Here is a 25,569-nt window from a genome sequence, read left to right on the forward strand (position 1 = left end):
CATTGAGGGCAATTGAGTTAACGAGTATGTATTTAACCAATCCAATTGGAATCGCTGAAACGCAGCCCCGGCTTAACTGGAAAGCCGCCGGGGGAAAGCTGCAAAGTGGGTATGAGATACGGACCTGGAAAAACGGTGTGAAGGACTGGGAGAGCGGAAAAGTCGATACGGCTTCTATGTATGCCCGCTATGCAGGGAACGTAAAGAGTTTCGACCGGATTACCTGGAGTGTACGGTTATATGATGAGCAGGGGAATTATGGTGAATGGAGTGAAAATCAATTTTTTGAACTCGGCTTGTTGTCAGAAACAGACTGGAAAGCGAAATGGATTACTGGTGTGGGAACAGATAAAGAAGAACGTTTACCGGCAGATTATTACCAGAAGCATTTTACATTATCAAAAGAAGTAAAGAGTGCAAGATTGTATATCACGGCGTGTGGTGTATATGAAGCATATGTGAATGGCAAAAAAGCAGGGGATAGTATTTTAGCACCGGGATGTACGCAGTATGACAAGCGTCTTCACTATCAAACTTATGATGTTACAAAGCTATTGTCCAAAGAGAATGAATTGCTGTTGGTTGTTGGTGACGGTTGGTTTAAGGGGAAACTGGGCTGTGATGGTGATGAATATTTTTTTGGGACGCAGACGAAGGTAAAAGCACAGATAAATATTAGGTACACGGACGGGGAACACCAGGTGATTGGTACCGATTCCTCCTTTAGGTGGACGAATGAAGGACCAGTCGGATATAACGATATGAAGGATGGTATTCATCTGGATATGACAAAAGAACTATGCTTTAACACACAGTCGGTGGAAACAGATTATCCTGTTGTGCCGACTGCATCGGAAGCACCGCCGATAAGGGAACAGGAGCATTTCAAACCAGTCATCCAAAAGACACCTTCCGGAAAAGCCGTGTTAGATTTCGGACAGAACATAGCAGGGTATGTAGTTTGTAATATCTGTGGAAAAAAGAATCAGAAAATTGTTCTTCACCTTGGCGAAACACTGGATAGGGGGGAATTTACCCAATCTAACTTTGCCACGCTGCCGGGACGCGGAAAAAGCATTGAACAGAAAATTGAAATCATATGCAACGGCAGGCAGGTGCCTTTCTATCCGAAGTTTTTTTATTCCGGGTTTCGCTATGCTTTAGTAGAAGGTATGGATGAAGTGAAGGAAGGGGATTTTACGGCGTTCGCGATATATTCGGATATCTCGTACCGGAGCAGCTTTAGCTGCTCCAATGAATCAATAAACCGTTTTTTATTAAATACTGTCTGGAGTGAAAAGGGGAATTTTATAGATATCCCTACGGATTGCCCGCAGCGGGAAAAGGGTGGATGGACCGGAGATGCCCAGGTTTTCTTAAGGACTGCAGCTTATTTATCGGAACCGGCGGCATTTTTTAGAAAATGGCTGAAAGACGTGCGGGATTGCCAGCGGGAAGACGGGCGGGTGGATAATGTGTGTCCAAAGGTTCAGAGACCGGGACCGCAGGATGTGATGAACGGATCGGTTGGCTGGGCAGATGCGGCAGTAATTATACCATATACCTTGTGGAAGTTATATGGGGATGATTCCTTTATTACCGATAATTATGAACTGATGCATGGATGGAAGGAGTATATTATCCGCGCAGCATCGGATAAAAGTATCTATCAGCTGCCGGATGAAAATCCCATGAAGCAAATGCAGGGACCGTTCCTGATGGGAGACTCTCCTTACAGTAAGTACCTTGTCGAGTCCGGGGTACACTGGGGAGAATGGTGTGAGCCGGATGGGGTTTTAGACACCGATATTATCATGGAAATGACCAGACCTAAACAGGAAGAAAATGCAGCATATATGCACTATTCCATGACTCTTTTAGCAGAAATGCTGGAAGCTGCCGGAAAACAGGAAGAAGCCGGTGTTTGTCATGAGTATGCAGCCGGAGCCCGTGAAGCATATCAGTATCACTTTGTGAAAGAAGACGATATAGAAACGAACAGGCAATGTAAGCTGGTGCGTCCTCTGGCGCTTGGACTCTTAGATGAGAAGGCTGCCTGCAATGTAGCTGCCAGGCTCTCAGGCACAGCGGCAGAGAGAGACTATAAAATCGGAACCGGATTCCTTTCCACGCCATTTATTCTTCCGGTATTGGCTGATTATGGATATGCAGAGACAGCATACCGGATGCTGGAGAATGAAGAAGAGCCGGGATGGCTGGCAATGGTAAAGCAGGGTGCGACTACTGTGTGGGAAAAGTATAATGGTTATGATGAACAAGGAAAACCTTTGGAACTGTCATTTAATCACTATTCGCCGGGAGCGGTATGCAGCTTTTTATTTTCGCATACAGCGGGAATCCGGATTGTGGGTGAAAGAAAGTTTTTATTCAGACCAATTCCCGGGGGAAGTCTCAATTTTGCAAAGGCACATTGGGACAGTGCCTATGGAATGGCAAAAGCAGAATGGAAATTGACAGGGAGTACGTTTACTTATGAAATAGAGGTTCCATGTAACTGTGTGGCAGTTGTGGAATTGCCAGATGGTTCGACACGAAGTGTGGCAGCAGGTGCGTATACCTGGTCATGTGAAAGATAGACAGGTGTAATTTATATGGAAGGAGGAGATTAAGTATGAGTGAAAAAATAACAGATGAGGCAATGATTCCAGATATTATCCGTGAAATGACTTTAGAAGATAAAGTGAACTTTATAATTACTCCGTCCCCATGCATTACCTATTCAATGGAAGAACTGGGAATAGAGCCAATTGTATTGGCAGATGGGGCGACAGGGGTGAATGGGACTCATATTATGCTGGATTTTTTACAGGAGCTGATGGAGAAGATGCGCCAGATGCCCAAGCAGTCTGCTGGGCAGGCATCCGGTATGGGCAACCCCTGGCTGGAACTGCAGGAACTGATTTCACTTGATGAGACAGAAGCATTAAAGGTTGCTGATGGAAATCCAATGAAAATGGGCTTTATGAAGTTTTTAAAGAGCCGTAGAAATCCAGAAGGCAGATTCGTTGCATTTCCTTCCGGTGTCAATATCGGAGCATGTTTTAACGAGGGAATGGCATATCAGATTGGTAAGGCTGTAGGAAAGGAATTGCGGGCTTCGCGTGTGGATGTGTGCTTAGGTCCCAATGTTGATATTGTGAGAGACCCCCTCGGGGGAAGAAACTATGAAATGTATGGCGAAGACCCGATTCTGGTTGGGAGAACGGGTGCAGCTTTCGTTCGGGGGATGCAAAGTACCGGTACAGCTGCCTGTGCAAAGCATTTTATTGCCAATAACCAGGAAACACGCCGCCAGACAAAGGATACCCATGTTTCCAGCCGCACACTGCGGGAATTATATGCCAAAGGTTTTGAAAAGGCAGTAAAAGAAGGCGGGATTAAATCTGTAATGAGCGCCTATAATGCAGTCAATGGAACTTTTTCTTCTTATAATAAAATGCTTCTTACAGATTGGCTAAAGGAAGAGTGGGGGTTTGATGGGCTGGTTGTCAGTGATTGGGGGGCGGTTACAGGCTGTAATGACAAAGCGGTGGCGGCCGGCATGGATATGGTGCTTCATGGACCATCACCCTGTGATGGTACGGACATTGCAGAGGCAGTTAAAGCAGGAATACTTCCAGAGAGCAGAGTGGATAATGCCGTAGAACGCCTTCTCAGGCTGCTGCTGTGGCAGAAGAAAACCAGAGAAGAGAATCCGGAGACGTATCATCAGGAAGCCCTCTTGAAATGTGCATATGATACGGTCGTAGACGGTATGGTATTACTGAAGAATGAGGGTGTACTGCCACTGGAGAAGTCTGTGAAAGCGGCCTTTTATGGTAAACGTGCGAGGGAAACAATGGAGTGCGGAAGCGGTTCAACATTTGTTACGACATCATTACACAGCAATGTATATGATGAAAGCAGAAAGTTAGGTGTGCAGGCAGCATTCGAGGATATGCAGGATGCAGATGTTGTCATTTATACAGCTGGTGCCGAAGGCGGGGAGAATGCCGACCGTCCGGACATGAATTTAGACCAGGAAGATGCAAAAAAAGTGACAGCAGTTTTAAAACAAGCAAAGGCCGAGGGGAAGAAAACAGCAGTAATTTTGAATATCGCCGGACCGGTAGATATGCGCGAGTGGATACAATACGCAGATGCTGTGCTCGTTCTGTTTGTGCCGGGGTGTATGGGCGGAAAAGCAGCAGCAGATGTTCTGTTTGGCGAGGCGATGCCATGCGGAAGATTGCCGGTTACATTCCCAAACAAGCTTTCGGATTCACCTGCGGCTCCATATCCAATCGGTGAATATGAAGACGTTTATTATGGTGAAGGCATTTTTGTTGGCTATCGCTGGTACGATTATAAAGAGCTGCCGGTACAATATCCATTCGGTTATGGACTTAGCTATACCAGCTTTAAAATGGAAATTCAGGGTATGGCCAAGCAGTGGGATATCCGGGAGCAGGATACACTGCATGTTTCTGTCCGCGTAAAGAATGTTGGAGACCATTATGGCTGTGAGGTGATTCAGCTCTATATGGGACTTCCAAAGGCACGGATTCCCATGCCGGAGAAAGAACTGAAGTCATTTGTGAAGGTATATCTGGAGCCGGGAGAAGAACAGACTGTCACATTAACAGTAAAGAGGGAGGATTTGGAAATCTGTGACCCGGAAAAAGGACTTATCCTTCCGTTAGGTGAGTATGTGGTTAAGATTGGTGTAAACAGTGAAAGCATATTCAGCCAGTCTAATCTGCATGTATTGGGCAATAACCCTTATGTCATAGATGAAAATACAACATTAGGAGAGATTCTGGAGAATCCACATGCAACGGCAATTATGGATAAGTATATCCCCGGATTTGCCATCAGTCTGGGAGAGCATATCAAACTCATGAGCGGAGAAAAGATTGGTCCGTTGCTTTCACGTCAGCTGATTCGTTCTATTCCGGATGCAAATGAGCTGAAAATGCTGTTAGATGGTCTTTTTGAGGAATTGTCACGGTTAGAATAACCCCTGGTGGGTATGTAATGGAGGATATAAAAGCATTGACTATGGAACAGGAGGCGATACATATGAAACAGTTGTTCCCAGAGTTTCTGCTTGGTGCGGCAACTGCAGCACATCAGGTAGAAGGAAATAATATTCACAGTGATTTTTGGGCAATGGAACAAATGAAGTATTCTAGCTTCAATGAGCCATCATTAGATGCGGTGGACCATTATAACCGATATCGGGAGGATATTGATTTACTGGCAGAAGCCGGACTGAATGCTTACCGGTTTTCGATTGAATGGGCAAGGATTGAACCAAAACAGGGCGTGTATGATTTAAAAGAAGTAGAACATTATAAGGATGTGATTACTTATTGCAAAAGCAAGGGAGTGGAGCCGATTGTGACGATGCATCATTTCTCCTCTCCCAAGTGGCTGATTGAAGAGGGCGGTTGGGAGAACGAGAAGACGATTGAGGCATTTGCAAAATACTGTACCTGTGTGATCCAGGAAATAGGAGATATGCTCACATACATATGTACGATTAATGAGGCTAATATGGGTCTTGAGTTGGCGGCAATCATGCGCAGTTATATGAAGCAAGTGCAGCAGGATGCCAAAAACGCAAACAGCGACATTCAGGTTGGGGTGAAGCTGGAGATGCCAGATGATATGCAAGAAAAGATGGCAGATATGTCACAGGTTTTCGGTGGTATCGACCCAACCAAAGTTCATACCTTCTTATCAATGCGGACAGAAGCAGGAGACAGGCTGATCATGCGGGCACATGAAACTGCAAGGAATGCGATGAAGCGATTGTATCCGCATCTGAAAATAGGAGTCACTCTTTCCCTCCACGATCTTCAGGTACAGCCAGGCGGCGAAGTAAATGCAGCAAAAGAATGGGAAGAGGAGTTCCGGCACTATTTGCCTTACATAAAGAACGATGATTTCTTCGGGCTGCAAAATTATACGAGAAAGCTGGTCGGACCAGAGGGTGCGCTGCCAGTGCCGGAAGGGATGGAGAAAACTCAGATGGGATATGAATTTTATCCCCAGGCACTCGCAAATCTGATTCGCAGAGTGAATAAAGAACTGGATATCCCAATTATTATAACAGAGAATGGGGTAGCAGTAGATGATGATAAGAGGCGAGAAACTTTTATAAAGGAAGCGCTGACTGGAGTAATGGACTGCATTGCTGAGGGGATTCCGGTATGTGGGTATATGTACTGGTCATTGTTGGATAATTTTGAATGGCAGATGGGGTACAAGAAAACCTTTGGATTAATTGAAGTTGATCGCAAGACACAAAAAAGGGTTCCAAAAAACAGTTTAAAATTTCTGGGCGATTTCAAATTAAATCGATAAGGAGAAGGTAAATGATAAATATTATACCCTGCCCAAGCGGTAAAACAGAAGAATATTCAGGTACCTGCCGGATACCGCCGGCAATTGGCGTTGCGATGGAGGACTTTGAAGGCTGGTGCCTTAAAGCGTTTCTTAAGCGGACAGAAGTAACCATTGATGAGAGTGCAGTCTGGCTTAAACTGGTAAGAAACCGTAAGTTGGATAAAGAAGGTTATTGTTTGAAAATTAATGAAGAGAATATAACAATAGAAGCGGCTTGTGAGTCCGGAGTAATCTGGGCTTTAACGACAGTCGTGAATTTGTTAGAAGGCGATACCCTGCCCTGCTGCATGATTGTGGATACTCCGAAGTATCCGCACAGGGGGCTGTCTTTAGACTGCACAAGAAATTATTTCTCTCCCGGCACGGTCAAAAAAGTGATTGAGCAGATTTCTCTGGCTAAAATGAATGTACTGCACTGGCATTTGTCCGATGACCAGGGGTGGCGTATTGAGAGTAAGAAATTCCCTCTGCTGCATGAAATTAGCAAGGAGTATTATTCTCAGGATGAGATTAAGGAAATCGTTGATTTTGCCAGAGTGCGCGGGGTAGAAATTATTCCGGAAATTGATTTGCCTGGACATACCATTGGAATATTAGCCGCATATCCTCAGTATAGCTGTTCTGGCAAGGCTGTCGGGCTGGCAGAGAGCGGCGGTATTTACCGTACCATTCTTTGTGCCGGACAGGAGCAGACCTTTGAATTTATCCGCCAGCTTCTGGAGGAAATCTGCACCTTGTTCCCATCGGACCGTTTCCATATCGGCGGCGATGAAGCGCCAAAGAATGAGTGGGCGAAGTGTCCGCACTGCCAAAACCGGATGAAAGAGCAGGGCATTGAGAATTTAGAGGATTTACAGGGGTATTTCGTAGCGAACGTAGCAAAGATATTAGAGGAACTTGGAAAACAGCCGATAGGATGGAATGATGTATTGCTGGCAGAAAATGCACCTAAGGATATTCAGATTCAGTACTGGAGTGTGAATCACGCTGAGTCGATGCAAAGTTTTGCGGGTAAAGGGGGGCGGTTTATTTACTCGGATATGTTTGAACTCTATTTTGATTATCCTTATAGTATGACACCAATTAAAAAGGTCTATGAATGCATTCCTCATATCAGTAAGATTGAATGTAGTGAATATTCCGGGTTTTGCGGTCTGGAGGCGTGTATCTGGTGCGAACATATTAAAGACGGCGAACGGCTGGAACAGCTTTTATTCCCGCGTATTTTTGCAGTGGCTGAAGGTGCATGGACAGGGACCGGGGCAGCAGATTATGAGCAGTTTCTGCAAAGGCTGATACCGATGGCAGAAAGAACGGCAAAGGCGGGGAATGCATGTACTCCGCAGCATTGGTGGGACCCGGAAGGTGAGGCGCGCCGCAAGGAGGCGATTGACTATTTTGTTGGTATTAGTAGTGCAATGGCTCCGGAAACCAGAGAGCAGACGGTAGAAAGTGCAAGACCGAATAAGGAATTTGAGCAGAGTTTCATGACAAAATTTTTTAGGGAAAGTGATTTGCCGATTTTATTGAAACTAATGACGGGAGAATAGGTATAAAACTTGAATTACCTGTCTGAACGGATAAGATAATCAGGAAGCTAGAATGGCTTCCTGGTTTTTTCGTATACAATCATTTACACTGTTTTGCTTGATTAAGTGGAAAAGTCTGGTCACTTCTGCAGTATGAAAAAGGTTTAAAATTGCTATATAAAAGTTTAAAAAATATAATGGTATTTGGAAAATGAAATGATATGATAGGGATAAGACTTGGAGGTGTGCAAAAATAATGAGAAAAGAACTATATGCGGCAGATTTGAAGGTTAATGGGTTGACAGAACCACTGGGAGTTTCTTGTGAAGATACTTGTTTTGGATGGAAAATAAAGGGAATAGGCTGCGGTGTGGTGCAGAGGCAGTTTCGGATACAGGTGGCAGCAGACAGAAGTTTTTGTTCTGAAGCTATGATTGCCGATATCACGGAGGATTCGAGCCGGCAATACTATTATCTGCAGCAGGCTTTACCGGAAAAGACCAAATTTTATTGGCGGCTCATGCTGGTTCTCAGCTATGAAAACTGTGAAGAGCATAATATCGGCTGGAGTAAATGTGCGGTTTTTGAAACAGCTTTAGAAAACCATTATTCCTGGAAAGCCAAGTGGATAGAGGCCGATGAAGATTTTTATAAGGAAGCTGATATGCTTTGCCGTAAGTTCTGGAAGCAGGATGCACAGCATAGGGGGGATGACCAGGGACTTAGACGTAATCCCTATATGCGGAAGCTGTTTTATGTTGAGGATGGTATCGACTATGCCAGATTATATATTACGGCAAGGGGGCTGTATGAAGCATATCTCAATGGAGGGAAGGTCGGAAATTATGCAATGGCACCGGACTTTACTGCCTTTAACAAAGAACTGTACTATCAAACCTATGATATTACTCAGATGCTAAAGTACGGTGAGAATCATTTGCAGGTTATATTGGGGGATGGGTGGTTTGTGGGGCATGCACAGGGGATTCCCGGAACCAACCATCTCTATGGCGAACGCCCTGCTTTACTGCTGCAGGCGGAGATCTGCTACCATGACGGGCGTAAGCAGTTTTTCGTCAGCGATGAAGACTTTGAAGTTTACTCGGGTCCGTTACTCTATGCAGATTTATTTATAGGCGAATACTGGGATTATCAGGAGACAGAAAAACAATTTAAGTCTATTGTCAGAGAATATGATAAATCAATACTTGTGCCGCAAAAGGGGGAAGGAGTTGCCGAAATTGAAATTCTGCCTGCGGTTTCCAGCCGCAAGCTGCGCGAAGGAGAATATATCGTAGACTTTGGACGCATCATTGCCGGACGGGAACGCATTATATTTGAAAATGAAGAGAATCGTAAGATTAAAATAGAATATAGTGAAATGCTGGATGAGGCGAAAGATGGTGATTTGATGGAGTTGATTTCCGGTTTTCCCTATCATGACCAGACAAATTATCTTATGACTGGAAATCAAAGCCATCTTGTTTTTGAGCCAAGATTTAGTTTTCAGGGATTTCGCTATATAAAAATAAGCGGCGTGGAAAATGGTATACGTAAAGAGCAATGTGAGGCGGTGGTATTAGAAACGAAAATGAGAAATACCATCTCCTTTCAGTGCAATAATCCATTGATTAACCAACTAATGGAAAATGTAAAGCGGAGTCAGCAGGGGAATATGATTTCCATCCCAACCGATTGCCCGCAGCGGGAACGTGCCGGCTTTACCGGCGATGCACAGATTTTTAGTGCATCCGCTGCATGGAATCAGGATGTGGAGCAGTTCTATCGCCGCTGGCTTGAACAGTGCCGGTTAGAGCAGTTGGAAAAAGGGCAGATTCCGATAGTAGTTCCATATACAAAGGCATATTCAGAGAACGAGGCAAATCCCGGCTGGACTTCTGCCGGCTGGGGGGATGCTATTATTTTTGCTGCCTGGGATATATATCGTGCTTATGGAGACATCCATATTCTTGAAGAGAACTATGAAGCAATGGAGCGGTGGATGAATTATGTGAAGGAATGCGCCGCTGAGATGATGCCGGAGCGTTTCTATTTTGACTATCATAACCGCTGCTGGCAGAAGTATCTTTGGAATGCAGGATTCCATTGGGGAGATTGGAAACTTCCAGGCTATACAGATGAAGAAGGAGCACAGTTTACGAAAGAAATTACCGGTTCCCTTTTTTATTATCATGAAGCATGTACGATGGAACAAATCTGCCAGGAACTGAAATACCATGAGCAGACAAAGGTTTATAAAGATTTGAAAGAACGGATTAAAACAGCTTTTTACATGGTGTATGTTTCCGAAGATATGCGGATTGTTAAGGAGTTCCAAGGCGCATATGTACTGGCACTGCACTTTGGAATTGCAGAAGGCAGGGAAGCAGAAGCTTTTGCAGCCAGGTTAAATGAAATGGTGAAGCAGTCAGGGTATCATTTGCAAACAGGTTTTTTATCTACGCCATATCTTCTCGATGTGCTATGCCGGTATGGCTGGAAAGATACTGCTGCCCAAGTGTTTTACCAGGAAAGCAGTCCCTCATGGATATATCAGGTTAAACATGGGGCGACCACAATCTGGGAAGACTGGGACGGGGATCTATTGCTTGAAAATGGGAAGACAAAGGGAAGCAGTTTCAACCACTATGCATTTGGATGCATCTGTGATTTTGTTTATCGGAAGATAGCAGGGGTGTCCATTGAAGAAGCAGGATTTAAGAGAATACGAATTGCTCCCGAGTTTCTGCAGGGTATCAATATGGTAGAGTTAGCCTATGAAACTCCATATGGGTTATTGCAGGTCAAATGGAATCAAAGCGAGAAGGGGACAGAGGTCAAAATAATGGTGCCTCATAATACTTCAGCAATAATCGGGGAAGGAAAAGATGTGGCAGTGCTGGGCAGCGGGGAGCATACGTTACTGTACACACCCTTCGGGCATGCACAGTAACGAGCATGACTGTGATAATTCTGGTTTAAAATAGGAAGCAGGCGGAGTATAATTGAGATAATAAGCATACAGGAGGGGAACGGATGAAATACAAAATACCGCATGTATTTGATTATGTTTACGCCAAGGTGATTGCAATAATCCTGCTGTTAATATTTCCGTTAAATATCATCGCAATTAAGCAGAATGCCGGTTCTATGGATGCCATGTTAGAGCAGGCCCGGCTTACGGCGCAGAATCTGGCGGATAACTACATGAGTGATGTAAATGCCCGGATGGAAAATACACAGAGTATCCTGGTTCATTTCTTACAGGAGGATGTGGACTGTATTGTGATGCGGGAGCAGCCGGAAGATGATTATAAATATGAAAGTGCGAAAATGCGGTTTTACTATAATTTAAAAAATATCGGCGGTCTCATCAACGGTGCGGACGGATACTTCTACTACATGAACGGGAAACAGGATATGCTTGCCTGGGGACCGCCGGTAAAAGGGGACAATATCCTTTTGACGATGGAGGATTTTATCACATCCCACTTGGAAAAGAACGGCAGTCAGGGATGGCATATCTATGAACTGAATTCCAAGAAATATCTTGTGCTGGTCATGAAGAGGAAAAATATTTCGTATGGGGCATGGATGAGTCTGGAGGATATGGAAGACCAGATTCAAAAGGGCATCGAGTACCCGGGACAGTCTATATCATTTCATGAAGAGGCTGCAGGAGAGACTGACCGGGAAATGATAAGAGTTTCTTCACAGGAAAAAGGGATTCTGCTGAATATAGATATCCCGGTGCAGGAGGTAACGGGAAAGCTGTCAGGCTATCAGAAAATAATGCGTGCATTAGTTTTTATCTATCTGATGCTGGTACCTGTCCTCTATTTTATTTTGAGACATCTGTTCCTGATTCCTTTGCGTAAGATTAATGAAGCGCATAGCCAGCTCAGGGAAGGGAATCAGGATTACCGTTTATCGGAAGCAGGTAATTCAGTGGAATTTAGGGAGGCATTTCGCTCGTTTAACCAAATGGCGGACAATATTAACCGGCTTAAGATAGAAGGGTATGAAAAAGAAATTGCACGTCAAAAGATGGAACTTAAGAACCTGCAGCTTCAGATAAGGCCGCACTTTTTGCTGAATACGTTTAACCTCATCTATACGCTGATTCAGAGGAAAGAATATAGTGCAATCCAGGATATTGTACTGTATTTATCTGATTATTTCAGGTATATATTCCGAAGCCATAAAGATCTGGAACTGTTTCCGAAAGAAATGGATATGATCAAAAAGTATATTATGCTGACGAAAATCCGGTATGCAGGCTGCATTGATTTTACATGTGAGACAGACCCTGAGCTGGAATTCATCCGTGTCCCTCCGCTTTTGCTCCATAATTTTGTAGAAAATTCAATTAAATACGGGATGAAAAAAGACCAGATTCTGCAGATTACTCTGATTGGGGAATATGAAGACCAGCAGGTCACGATTTACATTATGGATGACGGCAACGGAATGGACAAGGAGACTCTTGAATACGAGAGGAATCTGTTAAGCGGGCAGATAAAGCCGAAGGATCCCAATGCCCATATCGGGCTGCTGAATTCCAGCAAGCGCCTGAAATACTTTTACGGGGATTCGGCATGCATCAGTGTGGATTCAGAACCGGACAAACTGACCTGTTTTAAAATACAATTTCCATATAATCTGGAGGGACAAGATGAACTTACTGATTGTGAATGATGAAGTGCTGACAGCAGATACGATGAAAGCTGATATTGATTGGAAATCATATGGCATTGAGCAGGTGTATGTGGCTTACAATGCGGATGATGCAAAAAAATGTATGACAGAAGTGCGGATAGATATCCTGCTTTGTGATATTGAAATGCCGGAGGAGAACGGCATTTCTGTGTGCCGCTGGGTCAGGGAACACGAAAAACAGACAGAATGCATTTTTCTTACATGCCATGCGAACTTTGAATACGCGAGGGAGGCAATCGAATTAGGCTGCAGGAATTATATTCTGATACCCGCAAAATATGAAGAAATCGGGGCAGAAGTGAAAAGGGTTGCGTTAGAGATTCAGCAGAAGTTGGAGGATAAACGGTATCAAGAGTATGGGCGGCAGGCGGTTCATGACAAGACCAGCCATATCATTGAGCAGTTTGGGGAAAAGAAGGCACCGGAAGAATTGGTTATGGAGACGGTGAATTATATTCATGCCCATATCGGGGATGCCCAGCTTTCGGTAAATGAAATTGCAGAAAAGCTTTATATGCATCCGGTCTATTTAAACCGCGTTTTTAAAAATGAAAAGAATATTTCCATTGGCAAATATATAATCGGCGAGCGGATGGAAATGGCAGCGGGACTTTTAAGGGATGGGCGGATTTGCGCAAATATTGTGGCCCAGCAGGTCGGATATAGCTCTTATCCCAGCTTTAATACGATGTTCAAGAAATATTTCGGCTGTACGCCCGCACAATATCAGGAGGAACACAAATAAGTCTTTGAAAGTTTATTTAGAGAACTTTTAGGTTTGTTTTACATATTTTCAAATTTCTCCAGAAAGGTTATGCTTATCTTACAAGAAAGAGCTTCCGGAAGTGCTCATAAGGTGAAAGGAGAAGAATATGAAAAAGAAAATTGTTGCAGTGGTTATGTGCCTTGCAATGAGCACAGCAATGCTTGCAGGATGCGGCGGCGGTAAATCGCAGGATGGAGCAAAAGAAGGTAAGGATTCAGACAGCGGTGAAATTACAGAGATTGTCTGGCAATATCCGTCAGCGGGCAACTTAGGTGCAGGATTCCAGGATGTGGAGGATGCCCTGAATGAAATGCTGGAAAGAGATATCGGGGTGCATGTGACATTCGAGACGACAGATTTGATGAACTCACAGAAAGAGGCATCTTTGATGATTTCGGCAGGGGAACAGCTGGACATCTGCCTGACGGCATTTACCGGATTAGGTCCAATGGTGGACAGTGAGCTGATTATTCCAATAGATGACCTGGTAGAGACTTATGGAAAAGATATCAGGGAACACTGCGGTGTCCTGCTGGACGGCTGTTCTTACGGAGATAACCTGTATGGCGTCTGTACAGCATTTACAGCAGGGAAAGGATATGGCTATCTGATACGCACGGATTTATTAGAGAAGTATGGTATCACGATAGATGCGAATAAATATTATACGTTGGAAGAACTCGGGGAAATATTTGCACAGATAAAAGACGGCGAAGGGGACAGCTTCTACTGTACGATTCCTTGGAATACGACAACTGACCCGTTGAATAATTCCTATATGGAATACGATAAAGTTACAGGTTCATTGTCAGGCGGTGTCCTGATGCTTAATCGGGGATTTGAAGATTTGACTCTCTATAATCTGTTTGAAACAGAGGAGTACAAGGCATACTGCGAGATGATGTATGACTGGGCTCAAAAGGGATATATATCTGCGGATGCGGCAGTAACGACGGAACTTCCTGAGACGATTTTAAGCAGCGGCAATTATCTGGGGATGTTTTATTGGGCGGATCCGGGTTCAGCAGGAGGGGTGGAGAAAAATACCTCTATGGATTTGACAACAATTAATTTGGTTGAGCCGTATGTCGCCAATAGCGGCGGTCAGGGTATCATGTGGAATATAGCAGTAACATCTGAATACCCGGAAAAAGCAATGGAAACGCTGAACTATATTTACCAGAATAAAGAGGCTGCGTGGCTCCTCCAGTTCGGTCTGGAAGGAGAATCCTATGAAATTGTGGAGGAATCAGAAGAAGGAACGCAGATAAAATATCTGTCTGAAGACACCAGTACACTGCCGTATTTCCAGGTTTATGGAATCTATGGTGACAGATTTGAGTGGCCGGTGGTTTCCCCGGACCCGATTGATTTGAATAAGCAGTTTAAAGAATGGGATGAAAGCATACCGGAAAGCAGATATTCGCCATCCCTTGGTTATAACTTCGTCCAGACTGATGTGACATCGGAAATCGCCGCCGTCGAGACGGTTATTGAGCAATATACGCCAAGCCTAAACAGTGGAGCATTGGATCCGGAAAAAGCCCTGCCGGAATTCATTTCCTCTCTGAAAGCGGCAGGAATTGATAAAATCATTGAAGAGAATCAAAAGCAATTGGACAAGTGGATGGAAAAACAATAAGTAATCATATCATGGGGCTGCAATGAGCAGCCCCATGTTTGTTTTAACGGATACAAAGTTCGGATGAAAACAGGTCAGGCTGAGCGAACCATATGGAGAGCGCATTGTCTGCTGCTGTTATACTTATTTGGGATAAGGAGAAGTAAATGAAATCGAATATTACAAGAAAAAACGGTAAAAAGAAAGTCCGCTGGAAATCTGTCCTGCCATTTTACCTTATGGCGGTGCCGGGACTATTGTATATGATTATAAATAATTATATTCCTATGTTTGGGGTTGTCATTGCGTTTAAGAAGCTCAACTTTAGAAAGGGAATCTGGGGAAGCGACTGGGTCGGGCTGGACAACTTTAAATTTTTATTTGCGACAAAGGATGCATGGACGATTACAAGGAATACGATTTTCTATAATATAGCATTCTTCATAATCGGTACAATTATGGCGGTTACCCTTGCTATACTTCTGAACGAAGTAATGAGTAAGAATGCTTCAAAAGTCTACCAGACATTGATTCTCCTGCCCTACCTTATGAGCTGGGTAGTCGTAGGGTATCTGGGTTATGCATTTTTGTCAGCTGAGACTGGTTTTATCAACAACTCAATTCTGCAGCCGCTGGGGATAAAGTCTGTCAACTGGTATCAGGAGAAGGGATACTGGCCGTTTATACTGGTGCTCGTCAATACATGGAAAGTAGTAGGCTACAGCATGATTATCTATTTTTCCAGTGTGGTGGGGATTAGCCAGGACTATTACGAAGCAGCCCGGATTGACGGGGCGAAGAAGTGGCAGCAGATTAAAAATATCACCCTGCCTCTGCTTAAGCCAACGATTATTACGATGCTGATTCTTGCAATCGGGCAGATATTCCGGTCTGATTTCGGACTGTTCTACCAGATGCCGCAGAACAGCGGCGCACTTTATGAAACGACAAGAACACTGGATGTTTATGTTTACCAGGCATTAATGAAGAACAGTGATTACGGCATGTCAAGTGCCGCGAGCTTTTATCAATCCATTGTTGGATTTATATTGATTGTTGCTGCGAATAAAGTGATTAAGAAGTATCAGTCCGGCAGCGCGTTATTCTAAGGAGGACGAAAATGAAATCAAAAGAGTATAAAACAACACAAATCATAGCGAATGCTGTCTGCGGCATCTTTACTTTGTGCGCTGTGATTCCATTTTTCCTGCTGATTGCAGCATCATTTACGGATAATTCATGGGCGGTTTCAAACGGATTTTCATTTTTTCCGGGAAAACTAAGCTTAGAGGCATATGAGTATATTGCCGTGCAGTGGGGAGTCATCGGAAAGGCATACCTGATGACACTTGTAGTCACAGGGGCCGGTACCGTGCTGAGTCTGGGGATATCCACACTGTTTGCATATAGCATCAGCCATAAAGAAATACCGGGGATGAAGGCACTGAACTTCCTTTTAATATTTACAATGCTCTTTAATGGCGGGCTGGTTTCTACATACTATTCTTATGTGAACTTATATCATTTGAAAAACACAATTTTTGCGCTGATTATTCCCAATCTGCTGATGAATGCCTTTAATGTCATTCTGATTAAGAATTACTTTTTAAACAGTATCCCGGAAAGCCTGCTGGAGGCGGCAAGAATTGATGGGGCAAGCGAACTTAAGATATTTAGGAAGATAGTCATTCCATTGAGCAAGCCCATTATCGCCACGGTGGGTCTGCTGACGGCACTTGCATACTGGAACGACTGGCAGAACGGACTCTATTATCTGACTGACCGGGGCGGGGCACATCTGTATACGATTCAGAATGTCATGAATAACATCAACGAAAATCTGCAGGTGCTCCTCCAGAACGCTTCGCAGGCAGCGGCCATCGGCGCCAATGCCTCCCAGATGCCGTCGACTACAATACGTATGGCCATCGCGGTAGTTGGGATTCTGCCCTTATTGGCACTGTATCCGTTTTTCCAGAAATACTTTGTAAAAGGAATTACGCTGGGGGGAGTGAAAGAGTAAGACTGCAAGGGAAACCGCAAAGGGGTCAGACCCCTTTGCGGTCCAATATCAGAATTTTCTAAAAAATATGGAAGGCATTTTTTCTGTTTTATAGGTTTTCCCGATATTTAAGCGGGGTCATCCCTGTCTGCTGTTTGAAAACTGTCTGAAAATAAGCTTGTGAGGAGAAACCAAGCATTGTTGAAATCTCAGATAAGGACATGCCGGTTGTCTCAAGTAGCAGCTTACTTTCTTTTATTTTTTCCTGATTTACAAAATAGGAGATGGTCAGTCCTGTGTTTTTCTTAAAATGACGGCAGAGGAATTCGATGCTTATGTTCAACTGTTCTGCAATATCCCGGGTTGTGAATTTTTCATAAAGGTGGCTGGTTACGAAGCGGGAGACGGCTTTTACGGTCGGTGTGCTGACCGGCAGTTTCTGGGCTTTTTCTGCCAGCTCAGCAAAGGAAAGGAATACCTGGTTGATCAGGCGCAGGATAGCATCTGCCTGATTTAAGGTCTTATACTGTGCAATGAACCGGTCTGCCATTGAGTTTGCCACATGGAAATCAGCGCCGCCCTGCATCGCTGCCCGGGATGAGAGACTGCAGGTAGTCAGAAAGATATCCTGAAAAGCGCGGTTGGGGTTCCGGGAGGATGTTAAGGGGCGGATATCTGTCTGCTGATATTGGTTCCAAAAGGTTCTTAATTCTTTTGCCTTACCATGTGTAATATAGGAAAGTATCAGTTTTTCAGTCTGTGAGGCAGTTTCATGCTCCGCACCTAAATCAAAAATGAGCGGGTCTATTGTCTCAATTTGGGAGGATGCATTAAAATTGATGACCGGGGCAGAATCTTCATTCATCATATAATTCAGCAGGTCCAGGATTTCGATGAACCGCTTCCCGGATACAAGGGGGAGGCTTCGGTACCAGTTCACAAAAGGTGTTGTCCGGGCGGCATCCCCAAATACGGAGACAAATTCCTCCCGAAGCAGTGCATCGGGAACGGCATGGTCGGATACGGGACCTAATACAACAGACCGCCCGGATTCTTTTAGATGAATCATGCCGCAGTAAAAGTTCAGGTCCGCATTTCCTATAAAGGCAGCAGGACATGGGTGCGGCAGTTTCATTTTCTGTATCATTTTAAACCCTGTCTCCGGACAGGGATTTTTTTTATCAAAATTGTTTAAAATATGGCATTCTTCAAAAAGCGCAATCGGGATTTGAAAGACCTTCTGATATTTGGTTAATAATTTTCCGATATCCATAGATACCCCCTGATTAAATGACATAGATGTAACATGGTAACAGTTCAGACAAGCTCTAAAAGTAGTATAAAGAAAAAGGACAAAAAAGTCAAAATATTATAATAGAATTTAATTTATTGAAATAATAAAATCCTACATTGTGATAAATTACTAGAAAGAGATGAAAAGAAAAATATTTTTTGTGAGTAAAATGCATGAAAAATAAACGTAGGAGGATATTATGAGTGATATTGCGAAAGAGATTTACAACCCAAAGGAAGATGAAAGGTTTCGAGAGCCGTATATTGACTATGAAAAGTGGAAGGAAAGGAAACTGGGCGGCAGTCAGACGGTTCCTTTCCTGCATGTACATGGAGGTTTCAGGAATACGAATGTGAAATTCTCGTTTTGCTTTCCTGAAAAAGGTAAGTTCAGGGGGAGATTTTTTCAGTTCCTGTCACCGTTTCCGGGACCGGATGAGGAGATGGCATCTTTTAGTCTGGAAGGGGAGGATGATAAGATTGCATTTGCTGTAACTCATGGTGCCTATTTTGTAGAAACGAATATGGGGTCAGGCACTGCTTTTGGAGAGAACCCGGACCCGGCCTTGATCTACAAAAGCAGTGCCGCGGCGGCAGAATATTCCCGCGTCAGGGCACAGGAAATCTACGGTGAACAGAGGATTTACGGTTATGTGTACGGGGGCAGCGGAGGCGGTTATAAGACGATGAGCTGTATGGAAAATACCCGTGCCTGGGACGGCGGCGTGCCTTATATTATTGGTTCTCCGGTGGCAATTCCAAATTGTCATACGACGAGGGTGCATGGACTTAGGGTGCTGCGCCGGGCATTGCCGAAAATCGTCGCGGCACTGGAACCGGGCGGGAGTAAGGATATCTACGAGGGATTGTCCGGGGAGGAGAAAGAGGCTCTGCAGGAAGTGACCAGAATGGGAATGCCGCCAAGGAGCTGGTTCTGGTATAAAAATATGGATGACGGTGCATTGCCTGTACTGGCACCGATTGTAAAGATGCAGGACCCGGGATACTTCAAAGATTTCTGGGAGGTGGAAGGATACTTAGGCGCAGAGCCGGACGGAAATGCAAGAAAGGACCGGATTCAGTTCCGTACGGAGATCCGAAGCATCCACGTGTCAAAGGAAGCAGCCCGGGTAGAGAAAAACACGGAAAACGGCGCGGATGACGCATTTAAGAAAATGCTGACAAAGGGAAGTGTTGAGAATATCGAGCTGGAAGATGTACTCCCCGGTGACGATCCATATTTGAAGGGTCTTCAGGTTACGGTGGAGAGCGGAGAAGCAAAGGGCAGTTTTTTCGCTGTGGAGGCACTGCAGGGAAACAGACTGATTCCCGGAGCAACCTTTGGCGCACCTGATTTGGATGAGACATTAGGAAAATTAAAGCCAGGAGATACGCTGTATCTGGATAACTCCGACTATATTGCAATCCAGACCTACCACCGCCACCAGGTTCCGTCAGAGGAATATCATGCATGGGACCAGTTTAGGGACGAGGCAGGCAATCCCATTTATCCTCAGAGGAATAACGTACTTGGAACATCGGTAGCAATGTCAGGGGCAGGTTCCATCCAGAGCGGGGATATACAGGGCAAGATGATTGTCTTAGCATCCATTATGGATGAGAGCGCATTTCCGTGGCAGCCGGATTGGTATTTACATAAAGTGCAGGAACATACAGGAGAAAAATTTCAGAATACCTTCCGTCTGTGGTATGTCGACCACAGCCTGCATGATGACAGGGAGGCGACTGTGGATGAACTGCATTATACTTCATACTGCGGGGCACTTCGGCAGGCTCTTTTAGACTTAAGTGACTGGACCGAGAGAGGAATCGAGCCGATGCCGACCAGTCATTACAAACTTGTGGACAGTCAGGTGATTCTGCCTGAATCAGCAAAGGAAAGAAAGGGAATCCAGCAAGTCGTAAGACTGACAGCAAATGGAGAAGAATCCACGGCTGTGAAAGCAGGAGAAGCCGTTTTGTTCAGGGCAGAAATCGAAATCCCGGAGGGCGCGGGGGCTGTGACGCGGGTAGAATGGAGCTTTGACGGGGAGCAGATGTTCAGGGAAACAAGCGAATTCAGAAAAGAAGGGGAACTTTTTGTTTCAGAAATAAAGCATGCATACCGGGAAGCCGGAAACCATTATGCTGTTGTGCGGGTAAAAGTGAACCGAAACGGTGATGCCGGAGATATATTTACACAGATAAAGGAAATAGGCAGGGTACGGATAGACTGTTCCGGGCGTGTTTGATAGATTGTAAAGTGAAGGGAGAAAGACCATGAGTGAAGCAGCAGATAAAATAGAAAATGTGGAAGCAAATGAAGTGAATAATTCCGGAAAAAAAGATAAGACGGACAGAGTAGGTTTCGGAAAACTGATGCTATGGCAGAGCAGGATGATTTCAGTCACAGTGATTACACTGGTTAATGTATACCTTATGATATATTGTACGGATACCCTGGGGATTCCGGCGGCTATGGTCAGTATGATACTGGTTTTGAGCAAAGCTGTGGACGGAGTAACCGATATGGTGGCAGGCTTCATCGTAGACCGGACCGAAACACGCTGGGGAAAAGCCCGTCCCTATGAAATATTCGTGGTGGGAATCTGGCTGACTACCTGGCTGATGTTTACCTGCCCGGCAAATTTAAGCACATTTGTAAAGTGCATTTGGATTTTCCTGATGTATACACTTGCGAATGCAGTCTGCTATACCTTTTTGAATGCAAATGCAACACCCTACACCGTGCGGGCATTCAGGAACGAGCAAATTGTGAAGCTTACCTCCTATGGGAGCGTAGTCCCCATGCTGGCGGCTGTCATTTTCAATGTGGTCTTCCCTATGATGATGGGAAGCATTGCAACGTCAGCGGCCGGATGGAGCAGGCTGATTGGAATGTGGGCTGTGCCGATGGCAGCAATCGGTCTTCTGAGAATGCTGTTCATCAAAGAAAAATATGATGTGGAAACACCTCAGACAAAAGGGGAAAAAATCAAGGTACATGATGTGGTGACCTTGTTTAAGACCAATAAATATATGCTGTTGATTGCGCTTATGAATTTTGTCTTTAACTTTGTCACCAATATGGGCGTCATTGTGTATTACTATACTTATATCGTGAAAAATGTGGGGCTGATGGGCGTGGCAAGTCTGGCACAGGTGATTGCGATTCCGCTGGCTTTTGTGTTCCCGGTCATGCTGAAAAAAATATCTGTGGCAAGGCTGATGATGATTGGATTCGCGGTTTCTTCCCTGGGTTATCTGATTAACTTCTTTGCAGGGGCGAATTTAATCCTCCTAATTATCGGAGGCATCTTAACGGGAGCTGGGACGATTCCTGCAAGTATGCTGATTGGGCTGCTGATTATCGAGTGCGCGGAATACAATGAGTGGAAGGGTCATCACCGCATGGAAGGAACAATGAGCAGTGTCGTCGGTCTTGGTCAGAAGGTTGGCGCGGCGCTTGGAGCCGGAGCTTTAGGCGTATTCCTTTCACTGGCAGGATACACGGGAACGGCAGAAACTATGCCGGGTTCTGCCTTTACGATGATTCGGTTACTGTTCAGCCTGATTCCAATGGCTCTATTCGTGATTACTGCTTTTTCTCTTAAGGCTTATAATCTGGATAAAAAGATACCTCAGATTCAGGCAGAGAATCAGGCAAGAAGAGAGGAATATAAAAAGCAGAGCGGTATGGAAGAATAAGGCGGCGCAGAATGTCCTGAGATCTACCGGAACAAGCTGGCAGTACCCCGAAATAGTCTTAGGAAAAGCAGGCTATTTTAGCGGTCCTGCCGTTGTTCCGGTTTCGGTCATTTATACAGGAGGTCTTTGACTTGTATCTGTACAGGGGTTCTGAACAAATACGTTTGTTTTTAGTATGAGGAAGTTTGAAATAAGCATAGCTTTTTAAAAGCTGTAATGTAAAATGAAAAGCAAGGATAATGTTCAGGGATCTGAACATATAAAAGTTAAAAATGAAAGGGAGATAATCATATGGATTTTTCAGCGAAATGGATTCGTCCGCGCCAGGATATGGGAGACATCGCACCGGTTTTCCGCAGAACGTGGGCGACAGGGAAAGAAATAACATCAGCAAAGCTGCTGATCACGGCGTTAGGCGTATATGAAGCAGCCATGAATGGAGAGAGGATTGGTGACTATGTTTTGGCCCCGGGTTGGACATCCTATCAAAAACGCCTTCAATATCAGGAATATGACATTACCGCACTGCTGAAGGCAGAAAATGAACTCTGTGTGACAGTGGGGAAAGGATGGTTCCGCTCTCCCATGCCGGGCTGGCTGGAATCCGAAGACAAGAAGCGCAGGAAGGAGCAGTGTGCCGGTCTGTTTGCGGAAATCCGCCTGATATATGCAGACGGCAGTGAGGAAATATTAGCCACTGACCGGGACTGGGAGTGCGCTGAGAGTGCTGTCCGCTTCAGCGAGATTTACGACGGGGAAACATTTGATGCATGTTTCCGGACAGAAAAGTGGGAGCCGGCGGAAGAATTTCTATGGGATACAAAGATTCTGATTCCCCAGGAGGGGGAAATCATCAAAGAGATGGAGTCCTTAGCTCCGAAAAGCATCTTTACCACACCAGCAGGTGAGACTGTCGTAGATTTTGGACAGGAAATTACGGGTTATGTCGAGATTACCCTTGATGCAAGAGCAGGAGAGCGGGTGAAGATTCTGCATGGGGAAATGCTGGATAAAGACGGCAGCTTTTACAATGGCAATTACCGCAGCGCCAAAGCAGAAGTGAATTATATATGCAAGGAAGGAAAGCAGACGTGGCATCCGCGGCTTACTTTCTTCGGATTCCGTTACCTAAAGCTGGAGGAATTCCCGCAGGAACCAAAGCTGGAGCATTTCCGCGCTGCCGTTGTATATTCAGAGATTGAAAAGACGGGCAGCATCCGCTGTTCGGATGATAAACTGAACCGTCTGTTTTCGAATATTTTCTGGGGGCAGAAAGGAAATTTTCTGGATGTACCGACTGACTGCCCGCAGAGGGACGAACGGCTGGGATGGACTGGTGATGCACAGGTTTTTGTCAGGGCCGCCAGCTACAATTATGATGTGGAGCGGTTCTTTCGGAAATGGCTGCGGGATCTGGCTGCGGACCAGCGGCCGGACGGGGCAGTGGGACAGGTCATCCCGGATTATCTGCCGGAAGGAAAAGAAAGTGCTGCATGGGGAGATGCAGCGGTGATTTGCCCGTGGCAGATTTACCAGACATATGGGAATAAAGAGGTACTTTTTGAACAGTTCCCGAGTATGAAAAAATGGGTTGACTTTATCACAGAGAATACGGCTGATCAATTCCTCTGGACAAAAGGGGAGCACTTCGGAGACTGGCTGGGGCTGGATGCACCAAGCGGAAGTTATAAAGGGACCAGCAGGGAAGATTTTATTGCCTCTGCATTTTATGCCTATTCGACGGAGCTTCTGATAAAAGCAGGGCGGGTGATCGGAGAAGATATGGCTGTCTATGAAGAGCTTTACCGCGGGATTGTCCGTACCTTTCGAAAAACGTTTCCGGAGTACCGGACGCAGACTGAGTATATACTAGCGGTGCAGTTTGGACTTGCCGAAGATTTGCAGAAATCGGCAGATGAACTGGCAGAATTGATTCAGAAGGATGGCGTGAAGATGCAGACAGGGTTTGTGGGGACTCCGTATATTCTTCATGTCCTGAGCCGGTACGGGCACACAGAGCTTGCTTATTCCCTGCTGCTGCGTACCGAATACCCGTCCTGGCTGTATTCCGTAGAGAAGGGCGCGACTACGATATGGGAGCACTGGGACGGTATCATGCAGGATGGAAGTTTTTGGAGTGAAGATATGAATTCCTTTAACCATTATGCCTATGGCGCAGTGGCTGACTGGATTTATGAGGCAGCAGCCGGAATCTCCCATGCAGAAGAGCATCCGGGGTTTGAAGAAGTGCGTATTGCACCGAAACCGGACAGGCGTCTGAAATGGCTGGAGGCATCTGTTAAGACGCGGCATGGAGTGGTGGAGTCTAAGTGGACCTGCGAAGAAAAAGGAATCCGTCTGGAAATCCATACCCCTGTTCCTGCGGAAGTAGAATTGGGAGAACACAAGGTCCGGGTAGGGGCAGGAAGCTATACGTTCTGGATATGATAAAGGAGAGGATAAGAAATGAATCATGCAATAAAGCCAGGGCAGGTCTGGCTGGATACAGAAGGGAAACGGATACAGGCACATGGCGGTTCGGTCATGTATATTGACGGCACTTATTACTGGTATGGGGAAAACAAGGAGAAAACGACCGGTGACAGGAATATCTGGCATTGGGGTGTAAAATGTTATGCATCTTCGGATTTATACAACTGGGAGGATAAAGGAATCATCATTCCGCCGGATTTGGAGGATGCGGATTCACCGCTGCATCCTTCGTCTATGATGGACCGCCCGCATATCCTTTACAATCGGGAGACTAAGAAATATGTATGCTGGCTGAAAATCATGAAAAGGGACGGAACACAGAGAGAAACGGTTTTAACGGCTGACCATATTCTGGGACCGTACGAGATGGTCAGGAAGGATATCCGCCCGCTGGGGATGAGCGCAGGGGATTTTGATCTGGCTGCAGCGCCTGACGGAAAGGCATACTACTATTTTGAGCGGGTGCACAGCGAGACAATCTGCGCGGATTTAACGAGTGATTACACAGACGTGACCGGATATTACAGTACGCATTTTCCAAGGGTTTCACCGCCTTATGTGAGAGAGGCAACCGCGCATTTTTACCGGAAAGGAAAGCATTATCTCCTGACATCCGGCACAACCGGATATCTGCCGAATCCTTCGGAGGCAGCCGTCGGCGATACCTGGCACGGACCGTTCCGGGTATTGGGGAATCCCCATCCGCAGGATAAGAGCCGGACATCTTATCATTCCCAGATATCCAGTGTTTTCAAGGTTGAGGGGAAGAAGGACTTATATATTGCCGCCGCAGACCGCTGGGTGCCGGACCATCTGGAATATGAATATGAGGAATATAAGCGGGAATTTGAAAAAATGTTCTGTGAAGACGGTGATGCTTCATGGGATATGGAACGGTTTGGGGAGGACAGCATCCGCAATACCTCGATTGCAGATTATGTATGGCTTCCTATCCGTTTTGACGGCGAGATGCCCTATATTGACTGGCACGATGAGTGGAGAATCGAAGATTATGAGTAGGAGA

General features: G+C 45.2%; 15 protein-coding genes. 14 read left to right on the top strand and 1 reads right to left on the bottom strand.

Going from position 1 to position 25,569, the window contains the following annotated elements:
- Nucleotides 1–2: 2 nt before the first annotated feature.
- From CI595_RS09445 to CI595_RS09490, 10 genes are all read left to right on the top strand, one after another.
- Entirely contained in the window at nucleotides 3–2,597 is a 2,595-nt protein-coding gene (locus CI595_RS09445; protein ID WP_147737706.1) for a family 78 glycoside hydrolase catalytic domain, read from the top strand.
- Nucleotides 2,598–2,632: 35 nt separating this feature from the next.
- Entirely contained in the window at nucleotides 2,633–5,020 is a 2,388-nt protein-coding gene (locus CI595_RS09450; protein WP_095172994.1) for a glycoside hydrolase family 3 N-terminal domain-containing protein, read from the top strand.
- Nucleotides 5,021–5,082: 62 nt separating this feature from the next.
- Nucleotides 5,083–6,372: a glycoside hydrolase family 1 protein gene (locus CI595_RS09455; protein WP_095173259.1), complete on the top strand. Its 1,290-nt coding sequence runs from the start codon at nucleotides 5,083–5,085 to the stop codon at nucleotides 6,370–6,372.
- Between the two features lie 11 nt (nucleotides 6,373–6,383).
- Nucleotides 6,384–7,964 (top strand): beta-N-acetylhexosaminidase, encoded by a 1,581-nt coding sequence (locus CI595_RS09460; RefSeq protein ID WP_095172995.1) that lies wholly within the window; start codon nucleotides 6,384–6,386, stop codon nucleotides 7,962–7,964.
- 235 nt (nucleotides 7,965–8,199) lie between these two features.
- Nucleotides 8,200–10,896, top strand: coding sequence for a family 78 glycoside hydrolase catalytic domain (locus tag CI595_RS09465; RefSeq protein ID WP_095172996.1), 2,697 nt, complete (start codon nucleotides 8,200–8,202; stop codon nucleotides 10,894–10,896).
- An 83-nt stretch (nucleotides 10,897–10,979) separates the two neighbouring features.
- Entirely contained in the window at nucleotides 10,980–12,641 is a 1,662-nt protein-coding gene (locus CI595_RS09470) for a sensor histidine kinase (protein WP_095172997.1), read from the top strand.
- On the top strand, nucleotides 12,619–13,407 hold the full coding sequence (locus CI595_RS09475) for a response regulator transcription factor (protein ID WP_095172998.1): 789 nt from the start codon (nucleotides 12,619–12,621) through the stop codon (nucleotides 13,405–13,407). Before CI595_RS09470 ends, CI595_RS09475 begins: the two co-directional genes overlap by 23 nt.
- A gap of 127 nt (nucleotides 13,408–13,534) precedes the next feature.
- Nucleotides 13,535–15,070: an ABC transporter substrate-binding protein gene (locus tag CI595_RS09480; protein WP_095172999.1), complete on the top strand. Its 1,536-nt coding sequence runs from the start codon at nucleotides 13,535–13,537 to the stop codon at nucleotides 15,068–15,070.
- 146 nt (nucleotides 15,071–15,216) lie between these two features.
- A complete protein-coding gene (locus CI595_RS09485; protein ID WP_095173000.1) occupies nucleotides 15,217–16,158 on the top strand; it encodes an ABC transporter permease in 942 nt (313 codons plus the stop codon).
- 11 nt (nucleotides 16,159–16,169) lie between these two features.
- Complete coding sequence (locus CI595_RS09490; RefSeq protein ID WP_095173001.1) at nucleotides 16,170–17,072, top strand: carbohydrate ABC transporter permease; 903 nt, start codon at nucleotides 16,170–16,172, stop codon at nucleotides 17,070–17,072.
- Nucleotides 17,073–17,160: 88 nt separating this feature from the next.
- Here CI595_RS09490 and CI595_RS09495 read toward each other — a convergent pair whose 3' ends face one another.
- Nucleotides 17,161–18,324, bottom strand: a complete 1,164-nt coding sequence (locus CI595_RS09495) for a helix-turn-helix transcriptional regulator (RefSeq protein WP_162291841.1) — start codon at nucleotides 18,322–18,324, stop codon at nucleotides 17,161–17,163.
- A 220-nt stretch (nucleotides 18,325–18,544) separates the two neighbouring features.
- On the opposite strand from CI595_RS09495, the gene CI595_RS09500 reads away from it, so the two are divergent.
- From CI595_RS09500 to CI595_RS09515, 4 genes are all read left to right on the top strand, one after another.
- Nucleotides 18,545–20,596: a hypothetical protein gene (locus CI595_RS09500; RefSeq protein WP_095173003.1), complete on the top strand. Its 2,052-nt coding sequence runs from the start codon at nucleotides 18,545–18,547 to the stop codon at nucleotides 20,594–20,596.
- A gap of 28 nt (nucleotides 20,597–20,624) precedes the next feature.
- Nucleotides 20,625–22,052, top strand: a complete 1,428-nt coding sequence (locus CI595_RS09505; RefSeq protein ID WP_243135132.1) for an MFS transporter — start codon at nucleotides 20,625–20,627, stop codon at nucleotides 22,050–22,052.
- 291 nt (nucleotides 22,053–22,343) lie between these two features.
- Complete coding sequence (locus CI595_RS09510) at nucleotides 22,344–24,500, top strand: alpha-L-rhamnosidase (protein ID WP_095173004.1); 2,157 nt, start codon at nucleotides 22,344–22,346, stop codon at nucleotides 24,498–24,500.
- A gap of 18 nt (nucleotides 24,501–24,518) precedes the next feature.
- On the top strand, nucleotides 24,519–25,565 hold the full coding sequence (locus tag CI595_RS09515) for a family 43 glycosylhydrolase (RefSeq protein ID WP_095173005.1): 1,047 nt from the start codon (nucleotides 24,519–24,521) through the stop codon (nucleotides 25,563–25,565).
- Nucleotides 25,566–25,569 lie beyond the last annotated feature (4 nt).

Source organism: Blautia hominis (assembly GCA_002270465.1).
GTDB lineage: Bacteria > Bacillota > Clostridia > Lachnospirales > Lachnospiraceae > Blautia > Blautia hominis.

Excerpts from the sequence above, each read along its gene's own strand:
- CI595_RS09450 (WP_095172994.1), top strand. The coding sequence starts at position 2,633 with ATGAGTGAAAAAATAACAGATGAGGCAATGATTCCAGATATTATCCGT.
- CI595_RS09455 (WP_095173259.1), top strand. The coding sequence starts at position 5,083 with ATGAAACAGTTGTTCCCAGAGTTTCTGCTTGGTGCGGCAACTGCAGCA.
- CI595_RS09460 (WP_095172995.1), top strand. The coding sequence starts at position 6,384 with ATGATAAATATTATACCCTGCCCAAGCGGTAAAACAGAAGAATATTCA.
- CI595_RS09465 (WP_095172996.1), top strand. The coding sequence starts at position 8,200 with ATGAGAAAAGAACTATATGCGGCAGATTTGAAGGTTAATGGGTTGACA.
- CI595_RS09470 (WP_095172997.1), top strand. The coding sequence starts at position 10,980 with ATGAAATACAAAATACCGCATGTATTTGATTATGTTTACGCCAAGGTG.
- CI595_RS09475 (WP_095172998.1), top strand. The coding sequence starts at position 12,619 with ATGAACTTACTGATTGTGAATGATGAAGTGCTGACAGCAGATACGATG.
- CI595_RS09480 (WP_095172999.1), top strand. The coding sequence starts at position 13,535 with ATGAAAAAGAAAATTGTTGCAGTGGTTATGTGCCTTGCAATGAGCACA.
- CI595_RS09485 (WP_095173000.1), top strand. The coding sequence starts at position 15,217 with ATGAAATCGAATATTACAAGAAAAAACGGTAAAAAGAAAGTCCGCTGG.
- CI595_RS09490 (WP_095173001.1), top strand. The coding sequence starts at position 16,170 with ATGAAATCAAAAGAGTATAAAACAACACAAATCATAGCGAATGCTGTC.
- CI595_RS09495 (WP_162291841.1), bottom strand. The coding sequence starts at position 18,324 with ATGGATATCGGAAAATTATTAACCAAATATCAGAAGGTCTTTCAAATC.
- CI595_RS09500 (WP_095173003.1), top strand. The coding sequence starts at position 18,545 with ATGAGTGATATTGCGAAAGAGATTTACAACCCAAAGGAAGATGAAAGG.
- CI595_RS09505 (WP_243135132.1), top strand. The coding sequence starts at position 20,625 with ATGAGTGAAGCAGCAGATAAAATAGAAAATGTGGAAGCAAATGAAGTG.
- CI595_RS09510 (WP_095173004.1), top strand. The coding sequence starts at position 22,344 with ATGGATTTTTCAGCGAAATGGATTCGTCCGCGCCAGGATATGGGAGAC.
- CI595_RS09515 (WP_095173005.1), top strand. The coding sequence starts at position 24,519 with ATGAATCATGCAATAAAGCCAGGGCAGGTCTGGCTGGATACAGAAGGG.